This window comes from Bartonella sp. DGB2, assembly GCF_046843095.1.
Classification (GTDB): Bacteria; Pseudomonadota; Alphaproteobacteria; order Rhizobiales; family Rhizobiaceae; genus Bartonella.
Window position 1 is genome coordinate 110,006 of the sequence record NZ_CP177325.1, and the last position, 13,960, is coordinate 123,965.

General features: G+C 45.6%; 10 protein-coding genes. 8 read left to right on the forward strand and 2 right to left on the reverse strand.

Annotated features, from left to right (window positions below; genetic code table 11):
* The first annotated feature begins 108 nt into the window (after nucleotides 1-108).
* Both ACK28X_RS00565 and ACK28X_RS00570 read left to right on the forward strand, forming a co-directional pair.
* Nucleotides 109-1,677: a Do family serine endopeptidase gene (locus ACK28X_RS00565; RefSeq protein ID WP_412057770.1), complete on the forward strand. Its 1,569-nt coding sequence runs from the start codon at nucleotides 109-111 to the stop codon at nucleotides 1,675-1,677.
* Nucleotides 1,678-1,783: 106 nt separating this feature from the next.
* Nucleotides 1,784-3,004: an MFS transporter gene (locus tag ACK28X_RS00570; protein WP_412057771.1), complete on the forward strand. Its 1,221-nt coding sequence runs from the start codon at nucleotides 1,784-1,786 to the stop codon at nucleotides 3,002-3,004.
* Nucleotides 3,005-3,064: 60 nt separating this feature from the next.
* On the opposite strand, the gene serB is transcribed toward ACK28X_RS00570, so the two are convergent.
* Nucleotides 3,065-3,985, reverse strand: a complete 921-nt coding sequence (gene serB, locus ACK28X_RS00575) for a phosphoserine phosphatase SerB (protein ID WP_412057772.1) — start codon at nucleotides 3,983-3,985, stop codon at nucleotides 3,065-3,067.
* 12 nt (nucleotides 3,986-3,997) lie between these two features.
* Between serB and miaA the strand changes: the two genes are divergently transcribed.
* The 6 genes from miaA (at nucleotide 3,998) to ACK28X_RS00605 (ending at nucleotide 11,562) form a co-directional block, all read left to right on the forward strand.
* Nucleotides 3,998-4,873 (forward strand): tRNA (adenosine(37)-N6)-dimethylallyltransferase MiaA, encoded by an 876-nt coding sequence (gene miaA, locus ACK28X_RS00580; RefSeq protein WP_412057773.1) that lies wholly within the window; start codon nucleotides 3,998-4,000, stop codon nucleotides 4,871-4,873.
* 291 nt (nucleotides 4,874-5,164) lie between these two features.
* On the forward strand, nucleotides 5,165-6,964 hold the full coding sequence (locus tag ACK28X_RS00585) for an acetolactate synthase 3 large subunit (protein ID WP_412057774.1): 1,800 nt from the start codon (nucleotides 5,165-5,167) through the stop codon (nucleotides 6,962-6,964).
* Between the two features lie 10 nt (nucleotides 6,965-6,974).
* Nucleotides 6,975-7,547 (forward strand): acetolactate synthase small subunit, encoded by a 573-nt coding sequence (ilvN, locus tag ACK28X_RS00590; protein ID WP_412057775.1) that lies wholly within the window; start codon nucleotides 6,975-6,977, stop codon nucleotides 7,545-7,547.
* A gap of 106 nt (nucleotides 7,548-7,653) precedes the next feature.
* Nucleotides 7,654-8,775 (forward strand): ATP-dependent DNA helicase, encoded by a 1,122-nt coding sequence (locus ACK28X_RS00595; RefSeq protein ID WP_412057776.1) that lies wholly within the window; start codon nucleotides 7,654-7,656, stop codon nucleotides 8,773-8,775.
* A 71-nt stretch (nucleotides 8,776-8,846) separates the two neighbouring features.
* Entirely contained in the window at nucleotides 8,847-9,590 is a 744-nt protein-coding gene (locus ACK28X_RS00600; RefSeq protein WP_412058249.1) for a pyridoxine 5'-phosphate synthase, read from the forward strand.
* 91 nt (nucleotides 9,591-9,681) lie between these two features.
* On the forward strand, nucleotides 9,682-11,562 hold the full coding sequence (locus ACK28X_RS00605; protein WP_412058250.1) for a potassium transporter Kup: 1,881 nt from the start codon (nucleotides 9,682-9,684) through the stop codon (nucleotides 11,560-11,562).
* An 86-nt stretch (nucleotides 11,563-11,648) separates the two neighbouring features.
* Here the strand turns inward: ACK28X_RS00605 and ACK28X_RS00610 are convergent, their stop codons facing one another.
* Nucleotides 11,649-13,736 (reverse strand): catalase, encoded by a 2,088-nt coding sequence (locus tag ACK28X_RS00610; protein ID WP_412057777.1) that lies wholly within the window; start codon nucleotides 13,734-13,736, stop codon nucleotides 11,649-11,651.
* Nucleotides 13,737-13,960 lie beyond the last annotated feature (224 nt).

The following is a 13,960-nucleotide window of genomic DNA, read 5'->3' on the forward strand; positions in this document are numbered from 1 at the left end:
GGAGAGCCATCTTGCTAGAGTGAGATGGCTCTTTTATTATTTTTGGGGTCTACCGATGATGAAGGTAAGGGGCGTGAACTTTATTATGTGTAGAATAGGGAATAAAAGATGACGCGATGGCGTTTTTTTTGGTCGATAGGTATCCGCATTTATGCTGACATGCTCGCTTTGGCGGATTTGAAGGCGTTTAGGATTGTGTATGTTATTTTGCTATGCGGGGTTGCGAGTATTGGCCTGTGTCAAGCGTCGTCAGAGCCAAACGTTATTTTAACTCCAGCTTTAGAGCAAGGGGCAACGTTGCCATCCTCAACGGCAGATCTTGCGACGCGGCTTTTAGATTCAGTTGTTAGTATTTCCACGACCCAGCTTATTGAAGGTACTGAACAGGGCGATGATATTGCCACTTTAGATATTGACCCAAAGGCTCCATTCCAAGACTATTTTAAGGATTTTTTTGACTCCAAAAGCGGGCCACAAGAGCGTAGCGTGGAATGGCGTGGCTCTGGGTTTGTGATTGATGCTACAAAGGGGCTTATTGTTACTAATGCCCATGTGATTGAAGATGCGCATGATATCAGCGTTATCTTCACTAATGGTATGGTATTGAAAGCGAAATTATTGGGCAAAGATGTTAAAACTGATTTGGCTCTATTACAGGTGGAAGGGGCACATAAGCCTTTGATAGCTGCAGAATTTGGCGATTCTGATAAAGCACGGATTGGTGATTGGGTTATGGCGATTGGTAACCCTTTTGGCCTTAATGGAAGTGTCACCTTAGGAATTATTTCTGCTCGTCATCGTGATATTAGTAGCGGCCCCTATGATGATTATATCCAAACCGATGCCACCATTAATCGCGGAAATTCAGGTGGACCCTTGTTTGATATGAAAGGGCAAGTAATTGGTGTAAATACGGCTATTTATTCGCTTTCTGGAGGATCGGTAGGGATTGGCTTTGCGATTCCCTCTAATATAGCTCGTGGTATTTTGCGTCAATTGGAAGCGTATGGCGAAGTGCGGCGCGGTTGGTTGGCGGTTCGCTTACAATCTGTCACTCCTGAAGTTGCACAAATTTTTGGTTTAGAGAAGCCTGAAGGGGCGTTGGTTTCTGGCAAAATTGCGGGTGGTGATGCGGATAACAAAGCATTGAAATTGGGTGATATAATTGTTTGTTTTGATGGCCAGACAGTGCGTGAGGCTCATGATTTGTCGCGCCTTGCCGCGGCATCTCCGGTTGGTAAGAGGGTTGAGATTGTCCTAATGCGCGATAGTGTTTTGAAAAAGGTAAATGTTACCTTAGGCCGCTTACCTGAAGCAGAAACAGATCAAACCATGGATGACGATGCTGAGTCCAAAAAACCTCTCCAGAGTGATCTTGTGGCGCATTTTTTAGGTATGACTTTGGTGGATTTGAGCGATGATTTGCGTAAGCGGTATAAAATCAAGGATAAATTGGAGGGCGTGGTGGTAAGTGAAGTGGTGCCCCATAGTGCGGCCGCTGATAAACGTATCGCTGTGGGTGAGGTAATTTTAGAAATTAATCAGAACATTATTAAAACCGTGGGTGATGCTAAAAAGCGTATCGACGCATTGCGTGGAGTAGGGCGTAAAAATGCTTTGCTTTTGGTAGCAAGGCCTGACGGTGAGGTTCGTTTTGTGACCGTTCAGATGAATTAAATTTGGTAATTTATTAAATAGCATAGGGTATGCTTTTGAGATCAAAAGGTAAAAAGCGCCGGGCAAGGAGAGGTGCCGCAGCGGGTTTGCGGGAGGAAATTATAATATGGGGCGGGTTGATTTTATCATAATTTTGCAACTTTTCGCTTGTGTGTTGCTTACAGTCGCAAGCCTTTCTGATGAGGCAGCGCAGATCGTTTTTGCTTTGAATTTAGCGCAAGAGCCCCGCTTTGTGTCTATGCTTTTGTCAACAGGGCTGTTATGCGGTATTGGTGCTAACCTTACTGCGCCATGGTTATTGCATCGCTTTGGGTCGTCCAAAATGATTCTTGCTTCTTTTTATGGTGAAGCGCTGTTGATTGCTCTTGCGGCTTTTTCACAGGCATTTTTAGCTTATATTATCCTCGCGGCCGCTTTAGGTTGTGTTTTATCAATGTTGTGGGCGTCGGTTTTTGTGATGATTCCCGATTTTGCTGATAATGAGCAACATATGGATTGGATAAACCGTATTGTACAAAGCTTGCGTAATTTTGGTTATGTAGGTGGTCCTCTCTTAGGAAGTATGTTTTTTGACTATCTAAAAAATACCTATGGAATGCTGTGGATGGCGGTGGCTGTTTTGGCCGCCGGTGGCATTATGCAATTGTGTTTAAAAGGCATCTGGGTTGAGGGGCGATATGGATTGATCGCTGCTCCATCCAAACAGGAGGAACCTGTACTGATTAAAAAGTACCTTGATGTAGTAGGATTGTTTCGCATAAGAGCAGTGACTTTGGTACTTATCCCTTTAATTGTGACTATCATATTCATTTCAGCTGAAGGGGTCTTGTTGATCATATATATCCGCGAGGTCTTGCGGCTTGACGCTAAAATTTATGGTTTTATCGCGAGTGCTTCAAGCATTGGTTTAGTGTTTGGTCCTTTGTTTTTTGTAGGGCTTTTTAAGCGTTTGGGGTATGCTGCAGGGGCGTGTATGGCTGCTACTTGCATTGGGTTTGGGGTGCTATGTTTAGCCTTTAGCGCTCAGTTATGGGTCATGCTTTTAGCGTCTTTGCTTATTGGGATAGCCAATGGCGTGCAAAATGCTTTAATGGCAAGCTTTATGATGAAGCATATTCATAAAGACCAGCGCAAACAACAAATGCCTGCTTATAGTTTTATTTTGCAGGGATCGGTGCTGATTGGGCTTATCGGCGCTGGTTTCGTAGACCTTTTTTATATACAGTCTGCTTTTATTTGGATTGGCCTTATCAGTATGGCAGCGGGTTTTATCGGTACGGCTGTAAATTTTTATTCTGAGAGGCTGGGTAAGCCCCAAAATGCTTAAGATTAAGCATGCAGTTTATGCTCTTCGTATAAGATCCAATCTTTTCTGGCGAGAGAGACATTATTGGCTCACAAAATCGCTTTGGCGATAGCCTTGGATATAAAGTAAAGCGCTGAGGTCGCCGTGGTCAATGCGCATCGAGGCGGCTTGCGCGACAATGGGCTTAGCATGGAGTGCAACTCCAGCCCCCGCCGCTTGTAGCATGGCTAGGTCATTTGCTCCATCGCCAACTGCCATAGCGTTTTGAGGAGAGAGTCCACGCTTTCGGCAAAGAGCGTGCAACGTGTCTAATTTGGCTTGCTGTCCTAGAATTGGCTCAACAATTTCACCATCTAAATAATGGCCATCATGACTTAACTGGTTAGCATGGTGTTCGTCAAAGCCCAAGGTTTGAGCAATATTGGCGGTAAAAAGGGTAAACCCCCCGGAGACTAATGCACTATAGCCGCCATGATGACGCATGGTGGCTAAAAGTGTTTTCCCTCCTGCCCGCAGGGTAAGGCGCGTTTTGATAAGTTGGGCTATGGTAGTGAGTGAGAGGCCTTTTAGCAAAGCCACTCTTTCGCGTAAAGCGGGTTCAAAGGCAATTTCACCATGCATGGCACGGTGGGTGATATTGGCAATTTCTTCTCCCATGCCGATCGCTGCACCAAGTTCGTCGATGCATTCTTGTTCGATCATGGTAGAGTCCATATCGGCGAGGAGCAGTTTTTTGCGTCGCCCCTCTTGCGGCTGGATGATAATGTCGATTGGAAGGCCGTTGAGTGCATTTTGCAATAAAAGGCGCGCTTCTTCATGCGGGAGACTGTCGGGGAGAAGAATATCGCAGGCGATATTATCGCTTAACCAATAAAGATGGCTTGCATTAAGAGCACGATAGGCTTTATCTGCGCAAGCCAGCGTAAGGATGGGATAGTTAGGGTTAGCGATTAATGTGGCGATGTGGGGTTGCGTTGGGCGGTCAGAAGATACTTTAAGCATGGGACTCTCGTCATGAAGAAAAGGACAATAACACTGATAGCGGGCCCGACCGCTAGCGGCAAGTCTGATTTAGCGCTTAGGTGGGCGCGTCAAAACAGTGGGGTGATTATTAATGCTGACTCTATGCAAGTTTATAGCCTTTTGCCAGTATTAACTGCTCAACCTAGCGCCGATGATATGGCGCTGGTTCCACACTATCTTTATGGCCATGTAGCGCCTACCTGCACTTATTCAGTCGGTCGGTGGTTGGTGGATGTAGCAGCGTGCTTGGATAAAATCTCCGATCGTCCTATTATATTTGTAGGAGGGACGGGCCTTTATTTCCAAGCGCTTTTAGGCGGGTTTGCGCAAATTCCCTCTGTCCCTTTGCATATAAGGGAGACCTGTCGACAAGATCTGAATCATTTGGGCGCTATGGCGCTCTACCGCCGTTTACAAGAAGTGGATAGCGTTTGGGCTGCAAAGATTAGTCCACAAGATGGCCAAAGGATTTTGCGGGGTCTTGAAGTATATATAGCAACGGGAAAAAGTTTGAGTTTTTGGCAGCAACAAAAATCGCCTCCTTTGTTGGCGAGGCACCATGTTGAGAAGATTTTGCTCATTCCTGAACGAAAGTTTTTATACGAGCGCATTAATGAGCGTTTTAAAAAAATGGTGATGATGGGGGCGCTTGAAGAGGCAGCGGCATTCCAAGCTTTGGGCGTGGCAGCGGATCGACCCGCCGCTAAAGCAATTGGACTACCGGAATTATTAGCGCATTTGTCGGGGGCGAGTTCATTGCAAGAGGCGTTAGAGCAAGGTCAACAACAAACACGTCGTTACGCTAAGCGCCAAATGACTTGGTTTCGTCACCAAATGGATAAAACATGGGAGATCATTTCCTCTTGATTTAGAATATGATCATGTTGAGTGCTTTATTAAGATAGATTTATGGCAATTTTAAGCTATAATAATGTTTCACGTGAAACTATATTATATATAGTGTATAAAATTTATTTGTGATAATTTTCTAGTTGACGTTAAGAAAAGGGTAAATTATGTATGTTTTATAGTAAATATTGTTACTAGCTTGTTGATGTGAATGGGGCTTGTGGTATAATCAATAGTTATTATCTACCTATCTACCTATACACAGGTCAGGCTCCATTGGGAGCCTTTTTATTTTAAGTGGATATGCAAATGATAGAGAAGCCAAGAACAATTGAAAGCGTCAATGGAAAAATAATGACGGGGGCTGAAATGGTTGTGCAGGCTTTGATTGATCAAGGCGTGGCGCATATTTTTGGTTATCCAGGTGGCGCGGTTTTGCCGATTTATGATGAGATTTACAAACAAACGGCGTTTGATCATATCTTAGTACGGCATGAACAAGCGGCTGGCCACGCGGCTGAGGGTTATGCTCGCAGCACCGGAAAGGCGGGGGTGATGCTAGTAACTTCTGGCCCTGGCGCTACAAATGCCGTCACCCCTTTACAAGATGCTTTTATGGATTCAATCCCTTTGGTTTGCTTGTCAGGGCAAGTGCCTACGACTTTAATCGGGAGTAATGCTTTTCAAGAAGCTGATACGGTAGGTATTACGCGGCCATGCACTAAGCATAATTGGTTTGTAAAGGATGTGAACGAGCTTTCTTATGTATTGCATGAAGCGTTTCATGTTGCACAAACTGGGCGACCAGGGCCAGTTTTGGTGGATATTCCTAAAGATATTCAATTTGCTAAAGGGGTATATAGGGCGCCACAATTTATCCCTCAAACGCGTTATCGACCGCGATTGGATGGCGATAATGTGGCTATAGAGCATGCAGTTGCTTTATTGGCGGGAGCCAAACGACCAGTCGTTTATTGTGGTGGAGGGGTGATTTCATCTGGTTCAGAAGCGGTGCGGCTTTTGCGGGAGTTAGTTGAATTTGCTGATTTACCTATCACCGCTACCCTTATGGCGCTTGGTGCCTATCCTGCTTCTGGCAAAAATTGGCTAGGCATGGTAGGCATGCACGGTACTTATGAGGCTAATATGTCTATGCATGGCTGTGATGTGATGCTGGCCGTCGGGGCGCGCTTTGATGATCGGATCACCGGGCGGTTGGATGCTTTTGCTCCGCAGGCGAAAATTATTCATATTGATATTGATCGTTCTTCTATTAATAAAACTGTGCGCGTGCACGTGCCGATTATTGGTGATGTTGCTCACGTTTTAGAGCCTATTGTTCGCCATTTGCGTGCTATCCAACCAAAGCCTGATGCAGATAGCCGCACCCTTTGGTGGGACCAGATTAATCAGTGGCGGGCGCGTAAATCCTTGGCTTATCGCATGAATCATGATGTGATTATGCCGCAATATGCCTTGCAACGTCTTTACGCTTTAACCAAGGATAGGAACCCTTATCTCACGACTGAGGTGGGGCAGCACCAAATGTGGGCCGCGCAATATTATGGCTTTGAAGAGCCACATCATTGGATGACGTCGGGGGGGCTTGGCACGATGGGATATGGTTTTCCCGCGGCTATTGGGGTGCAGATTGCTAAGCCTGATGCCTTGGTGATTTGTGTGGCAGGCGATGCTTCTATTCAGATGAATATTCAAGAACTAGCCACCGCTATGCAGCATAAAGCCCCAGTTAAGGTGTTTATTTTGAATAACCAATACATGGGTATGGTTCGCCAATGGCAGCAATTATTGCATGATAATCGCTTATCGAATACCTATACTGAAGCTTTACCGGATTTTGTGAAGTTGGCTGAAGCTTATGGAGCGGTAGGGATAATTTGTTCTGATCCGAAAGAACTTGATGATAAAATTAAAGAGATGATTGATTGTGATAAACCGGTTTTATTTGATTGCCGAGTCATGGCTTTAGAAAATTGTTTCCCCATGATTCCCTCTGGCCGTGCGCATAATGAGATGCTTTTGCCTGATGAGGCCGATGGTGAAGCTGTTGCCAAAGCAATTGACGCTGGTGGCCGCACCTTGGTATAGGAGAAATAAGATGAATACACAAAGTTCAGTTCAAGGCTCAGCCTATTTTATTCACCCCGATAATGACCCTAATGAAACCCATACGTTGGCTATTTTGGTAGACAATGAGCCAGGCGTTCTTGCGCGGGTTATTGGGCTTTTTTCCGGTTGTGGCTATAATATTGAAAGCTTGACTGTTTCAGAAACGGAGCAAGAGCGGCATCTATCAAGGATTACTGTTGTTACTTATGCTAAACCTCATGTGATTGACCAAATTCGTCATCAATTAGAGCGAATCGTCCCTGTACACCGAGTGGTGGATTTGACCTTACATGCTCAAGAACAGAGGCAGGATCCACCGATTGAGCGCGAGCTTGCTTTGGTGAAAGTAGTAGGAGAAAACGAAAAGCGGGTGGAAGCTTTACGCCTTGCTGATTCTTTTCATGCGAAGGTTGTAGATGCTTCGGTTAAACATTTTATTTTTGAGGTAACAGGTAAAACCTCTAAAATCGACCAATTTATTGGTATTATGCATCCTTTGGGGCTTACTGAAGTTTGTCGTACGGGCGTTTCTGCTATGAATCGTGGCGTAGCAGCGCTTTAGTCTGTTTTCTTATTGCGGGGGGGGGGAACGGATAGTTACATGATACCCGTACTTTAACGCGATCAAAAGGCTTGCGCTTTTTTTGCGAATCTTGTTTGTTACGCTCATGCAATTTTCTCCAGAACAAGATAAAGCATTAAGCGCGGTTTCAGCATGGCTTAAGGCAGATAAAAGTCCAATTTTTCGTCTTTTTGGCTATGCAGGGACGGGTAAGACGACTCTTGCTCGTTATTTTTCTGAACATGTTGACGGTGAAGTACAATTCGCGGCCTTTACCGGCAAGGCTGCGCAAGTTTTGCGCTCTAAGGGCGCTACAAATGCTCGTACGATTCATTCATTGATCTACCGTTTGCGTGGGGAAGAAGAAGTTTCGAATGAACAAACAGGCAAAACCTCAATAGCACCTAATTTTGTTTTGAATAGGCAAAGCGATATTGCTCAAGCTAAATTGGTGGTGATTGATGAATGCTCAATGGTTGATGAACGATTGGGGCGCGACCTGCTGAGCTTTGGTACGCCTATTTTAGTATTAGGCGATCCAGGGCAATTACCACCTATTTCGGGTGGTGGATTCTTCACCGAACACGAGCCTGATTTTTTATTGAGTGAAATTCATCGGCAGGCGCGGGATAATCCTATTATCCGTCTGGCAATGGAGGCGCGGATGGGGGAAGATCTGTCCTATGGTGATTATGGAGCCGTAAAAGTCATTCGCCGTCAAGAGGTACAGCAGCAAGAAGTCTTAGACGCCGACCAAGTTCTTTTGGGCATCAATCGAACAAGAAAGCTTTATAATCGTCGTTTGCGTGAATTAAGAGGGTTTGTAGGGGATTACCCTCAGGCGATGGATAAGCTTGTTTGTTTACGCAATGAACCAGCGAAAGGGCTTTTGAATGGTTCGCTGTGGCGGGTGCTTAGTGCTTCGAAGGAAACGGTAAAGCCTGGGATGAATTTGCTGATCTCTGCCGAGGATGAGGAGCGTGGCGTGGTAAAAGTGAAATTGCTTAAAGCTGCTTTTGAAGCCTGCGATAGCGAGATTGCATGGGCTTTAAAACGCCGCTATGATGATTTCGACTATGGCTATGCTTTGACCGTGCATAAAGCGCAAGGCTCGCAATGGGACAATGTGGTTTTATTTGATGAGAGTTTTGCATTTCGCGATAGCCGCAAACAATGGCTTTACACGGGGATTACACGCGCTGCAGATAAATTGGTGGTCGTGCGCTAGGGTAAGAGCCTTAAGCATAGCGTGTATTTTTGTTGGGGGATGGGGAGGGGTTTATGATTGAAAGGCAAGGTATGGCGGTTAAACTTTCGGTTAATCTCAATGCGGTAGCTGTATTGCGCAATCGGCGTAACCTTCCTTGGCCTAGTGTGACTCATATGGGGCGTATTGCCCTTAGTGCGGGTGCGGCGGGGCTTACTGTGCATCCCCGCCCTGACCAAAGGCATATATGTTTTGATGATAGCCTAGCTATTCGACAATTGATTGATGCTGAGTTCCCCGAAGCCGAATTCAATATAGAGGGCTATCCGAGCTCTGCTTTTTTGGAGCATGCCGCGCTTTACGCTGACCAAATCACTCTTGTGCCTGATGATCCTAATCAATCTACCTCAGACCATGGGTGGAATTTTAAAGATGATGGAGATTTATTGACTCCTATAATTGCAGATTTAAAGGCTCGGGGGCTACGTGTTTCTTTATTTGTGGATCCAGTCCCAGATGGTCTCGCCATTGCCAAAGCTTTGGGGGCGGATCGGGTAGAGATTTACACAGGCCCTTATGGTGCAGCTCACACAGCGGAAGAACAAGCGGCTTGTTTGGAGGCAATAGTTGCTACTGCTAGCTATGCCCAACAGCTCGGTTTGGGGCTGAATGCTGGACATGATTTGACAGTTGCTAATTTACCACTTCTTGTGGAAAATATTCCATGGCTTTCTGAAGTCTCAATCGGACACGGCTTGATTGCCGATGCCTTAGAGTTTGGTATGCATAAGACGGTGAGCCGTTTTTTAGCGGCGCTTGCTTTTCCTAAGGTATAAGTTGCGCCTAGTATAAAGGCGAATGGATTTTAGTGACATAGAACAAAGAGTAAGAATGACCGATGTTATGAAAACCCAGGCTCGTCAAGTGATGTTGAACGGGGGCGGGGAAAGGGGTAATCGCCAACTCATTTTTTCTCTTTCTGGGGTGATGGGGATTGTTTATGGTGATATTGGTACGAGCCCTATCTATTCATTCCGGCAAGCATTACGTGCGGTCGGCGCGGAGCGTGCTTTTCTAGAAATAGAAGTGTTAGGGATTATTTCCTTGATTTTTTGGGCACTTATTTTGGTAGTGACCATAAAATATGTGTTTTTTGTTTTGCGTGCTGATAATGAGGGCGAGGGTGGGATTTTATCTCTTATGGCGCTGGCGCGTGGCGCTTTTAAGCGCCATAAATCTTATGTTTTATGGCTTGGAGTTTTAGGGGCGTCTTTGTTTTGCGGCGATGCGGTTATAACACCAGCTATCTCGGTGCTTTCGGCAGTGGAGGGGCTTGAAGTCGTTGCCCCCACTTTTAGTTTTTTCATTGTACCAGCAACAATAGGGATATTAATTATTTTATTCGCCATTCAACGTTTTGGCAGTGGGCGGGTGGCGTTAGTGTTTGGGCCGATTATGGGCTTATGGTTTTTAGCTTTGGGGGGCTTTGGTCTATATCATATTTTTGATAATATTAGCATTTTACGGGCTCTTTCGCCTTTCTATGGTGTTGCTTATATTATCTTACAGCCCTTTACAGCTTTCATAGCGGTGGGAGCAGTTTTTTTAGCAGTGACGGGGGCAGAAGCCCTTTATGCCGACCTTGGGCATTTTGGCCGCCGCCCAATTATTTTGGTATGGTTAGGTGTTGTATTCCCTTGCCTTGTTTTGAATTATTTGGGTCAGGGTGCGTTTGTTCTTGCCCATGGGGGAGACGTTACCAATCCTTTTTATCAGATGCTACCCGGCTGGGCTCTAATTCCTATGATTATTTTGGCTACTGCGGCAACAATCATTGCTTCGCAAGCAGTGATTACTGGAACATACTCTCTAGCTAGCCAAGCGGTACAATTAGGGATTTTGCCTCGCCTTGAGATTTTTCACACTTCGGAAAAGGCGTTGGGACAAGTTTATATGCCACGAGTTAATTTTCTCCTTGCATTAACGGTGATCGTGTTAGTCGTTTGGTTTGGAAAATCAGACAACTTGGCGGCTGCCTATGGGATTTCTGTTACCAGCAATATGCTGGTAACAACGTTATTTTTATTTTTGGTGATGTGGCGGATTTGGAAATGGTCGCTTTTTTTGAGCGTAGGGCTTGCTACGGTTTTCTTTTTATTGGATGGGTTGTTTTTTGTTGCAAACGTATTCAAGATTTATGAAGGGGGCTGGATTTCTGTTGGGATTGCTGGATTGATAGGGCTTGTAATGGCCACGTGGATTCGCGGCAGTCAGCAATTGTCTTTAAAAATACGTAAATTAGAGACCCCGTTACCAGCTCTTTTGGATGACTTACAGGAAAAACCGCCGTTTATTTTACCGGGGACGGGGGTGTTCCTAACAAGCGACCCATATAATGTCCCCGCGTCCCTTATAAATAGTTTGAAGCATTATCAAGCTTTACACGAGAATAATGTGTTCCTCACGGTGGTGACTGCGCCTATACCGCGCGTTTCCCTTGTGGATCGAGCGCGTATTTCGCAATTTCATGAGCGCTTTATGCAGGTGACTCTTATTTTTGGCTATATGGAACGGCCTAACGTACCTCGGTCTTTAGCTGTATGTCGAAAGTTGGGGTGGGATTTTGACTTAGCTACTACATCGTTTTTTCTGTCGCGTCGCTCAATAAGGCTGGCGCCGCGCTCCAATTTGCCCACTTGGCAGGGCAAATTATTTATCGCCCTTATAAAATCAGCAAGTGATGCCACCGAATACTTTCAAATTCCTTCGACCCATGTGGTAGAAATTGGTACGCAGATTAATGTGTAAATTTGCTTTTTGGAAAATTTTGGGATGCAGGGCAAGCGCCCCGTCCCCCGCTTCGCGGGGGGCGGATGTGGCTTGGATAAACGGCATTAAGCTCCGTCGGGGCGGCCCCAGAAGCGAGCCTGTTTGCAGATATTAATAAAGGGTTGTATATCTGCTTCACTATCAAGAGCGCTGAAACCTTCATCAATTTTAGCCAAAATGCCTGCCGCTTGTAATAAGGGTTTGGCATTATCACTATAGCCGATGAACTTATAATGGGCGTAAGCATCGCTACAGAAGTCTCGCGCCGTGGGATTTTGAGCGGCCTCATTTGCGCCGTGTTCCGTAGTCAAAAGTGCAACAGCGTCAAAGAGTGCAGAGGGCGTACCATCCACTTGGTGATCAGCGGGAATAAGAATACCGCTATTGTCGATAACACCCCCCACTTTTAAAGCTACACGCTCACTCACTCCACCTACCTCTTTGATTGCTTTTTCAAGTTTTGTAAGGAGAGCGGTATCAATCCCATCTGTTATAAAAATGCCTAATTTGCGCCCTTCAAAGGTGGGGAAGAGAGTATTGAGGATACTTAAGTTTAGGGAGGGAGGGAGATCTTTTATGGCTGTTGTTAGAGTTTGCGCTGGAGCCGGCAAGACGAGATTTAGGTTATGAGCCACTTCCTTTGCTAGCGTTTCATCTACATGAAGGAGGTGGCTCACGACACGCGCTCGGATCCTGATTTGGGTACATTTGCTTAATTCAAAGCTGAATGCATCTATAATATGCTTTTGCTCAACCGTGTTTTGGCTTTTATAGAATTGGCGTGGCTGGCTGTAATGGTCGCCAAAACTTTCAGGTCGGTAGCGTATTTTTTTACCATGTACCTCTTCAGCGTAGGAGACGAAGCCCTGATTTGGCGCTTCGCGTGGGCCGCCCTGGGCTATGCCCCAGCTATTAGGTTCATAGTTAGCCCGGCCTTTAGGATTATGCATGGCCATGTGCCCATCTTGCTGAAAATTACTGAATGGGCATTTCGGGGCATTGATGGGGATATGGGCAAAATTGGGGCTACCTAAGCGTTTGATTTGCGTGTCAAGGTAGGAGAAATTGCGCCCTTGCAAAAGAGGGTCGTTTGTGAAATCAATGCCGGGTACGATATTTTGGGTACAAAAGGCAACTTGCTCGGTTTCAGCAAAGAAATTATCGGGAAGGCGATTAAGAACTAAACGACCCAGTGGGGTGATAGGTACGCGCTCTTCGGGAATTAGCTTGGTTGGGTCCAGGATATCGAATTCAAATTGTTCTGCAAAGCCTTCATCAAATAATTGTACGCCTAGTTCCCATTCAGGGAATTGGCCGTTTTCAATGGCTTGCCATAAATCGCGGCGATGAAAGTCTGGATCGGCACCGTTAATTTTGACCGCTTCATTCCAAACTACCGCTTGCGAACCGAGTTTAGGCCTAAAGTGGTATTTCACATAGGTAGATTCGCCTTCAGCATTGATAAAGCGAAAACTATGAACCCCGAAACCTTGCATAAAACGATAAGAGCGGGGAATGGCGTGGTCGGACATAAGCCATAAAGCGCCGTGGATACTTTCTGGCGTTAGGGAAATGAAATCCCAAAAATTGTCATGGGCACTGGCTGCCTGTGGAAAGGCACGGTCAGGTGCAGGCTTAACCGCGTGGATCAGGTCAGGAAATTTGATTGCATCTTGGATAAAAAAAACGGGTAGGTTAAGGCCTACAATGTCTAGATTGCCTTGTTGGGTATAAAATTTTACAGCAAAACCGCGGGGATCGCGGGCTAGATCAAATGAACCTTCGCTACCGTTCACCGTGGAAAAGCGCACAAACACTGGTACTCTTTCACCTGGGCGTTGAAAAAGATCAGCTTTGGTATATTGGCTTTGAGAGGCGTAATTTTCAAAAAAACCATGGGCTCCATACCCCCGAGCGTGGACAACGCGCTCGGGAATGCGCTCATGATCAAAATGAAATAATTTTTCACGAAAGATGATATCTTCTAACAGAGCGGGTCCGCGGGAACCGGCGCGTAAAGAATTTTGTGCATCTGCAATTGGCACCCCTTGTTGGGTGGTAAGGGGGGTATAGCCTTCTTGAGTGGTTTGGTGGTTTTCGCCACCTTCCCGCAATTGCGCAGCGTTCAATGTGTGGTCATCGTGTTTTGTCATGAATATTTCTCCGTATATCGGGCATGGGTTCAGATAGAGGGGGCTATTAACTCTTCAAGCCCCTTTTGATATGGACCCGCAGGAATCCTAGTGCGTCTCCAGTAAAACCGGTTGGGCAGGTTATGTATTGATTGTTGAATTTAATTAGTAATGATTAGTGTTTTTTGGATTGCGCTCATGCTAAGATCTAAAGTTTTTAATAAAACACAATAATGTGAATTATA

What these genes read in the sequence shown, in the direction of transcription:
- ACK28X_RS00600 (WP_412058249.1), top strand. Translation starts at nt 8,847, where the DNA reads ATGGCGGTTAAACTTTCGGTTAATCTCAATGCGGTAGCTGTATTGCGC.
- ACK28X_RS00585 (WP_412057774.1), top strand. Translation starts at nt 5,165, where the DNA reads ATGATAGAGAAGCCAAGAACAATTGAAAGCGTCAATGGAAAAATAATG.
- ilvN (WP_412057775.1), top strand. Translation starts at nt 6,975, where the DNA reads ATGAATACACAAAGTTCAGTTCAAGGCTCAGCCTATTTTATTCACCCC.
- serB (WP_412057772.1), bottom strand. Translation starts at nt 3,985, where the DNA reads ATGCTTAAAGTATCTTCTGACCGCCCAACGCAACCCCACATCGCCACA.
- ACK28X_RS00570 (WP_412057771.1), top strand. Translation starts at nt 1,784, where the DNA reads ATGGGGCGGGTTGATTTTATCATAATTTTGCAACTTTTCGCTTGTGTG.
- ACK28X_RS00595 (WP_412057776.1), top strand. Translation starts at nt 7,654, where the DNA reads ATGCAATTTTCTCCAGAACAAGATAAAGCATTAAGCGCGGTTTCAGCA.
- ACK28X_RS00605 (WP_412058250.1), top strand. Translation starts at nt 9,682, where the DNA reads ATGTTGAACGGGGGCGGGGAAAGGGGTAATCGCCAACTCATTTTTTCT.
- ACK28X_RS00565 (WP_412057770.1), top strand. Translation starts at nt 109, where the DNA reads ATGACGCGATGGCGTTTTTTTTGGTCGATAGGTATCCGCATTTATGCT.
- ACK28X_RS00610 (WP_412057777.1), bottom strand. Translation starts at nt 13,736, where the DNA reads ATGACAAAACACGATGACCACACATTGAACGCTGCGCAATTGCGGGAA.
- miaA (WP_412057773.1), top strand. Translation starts at nt 3,998, where the DNA reads ATGAAGAAAAGGACAATAACACTGATAGCGGGCCCGACCGCTAGCGGC.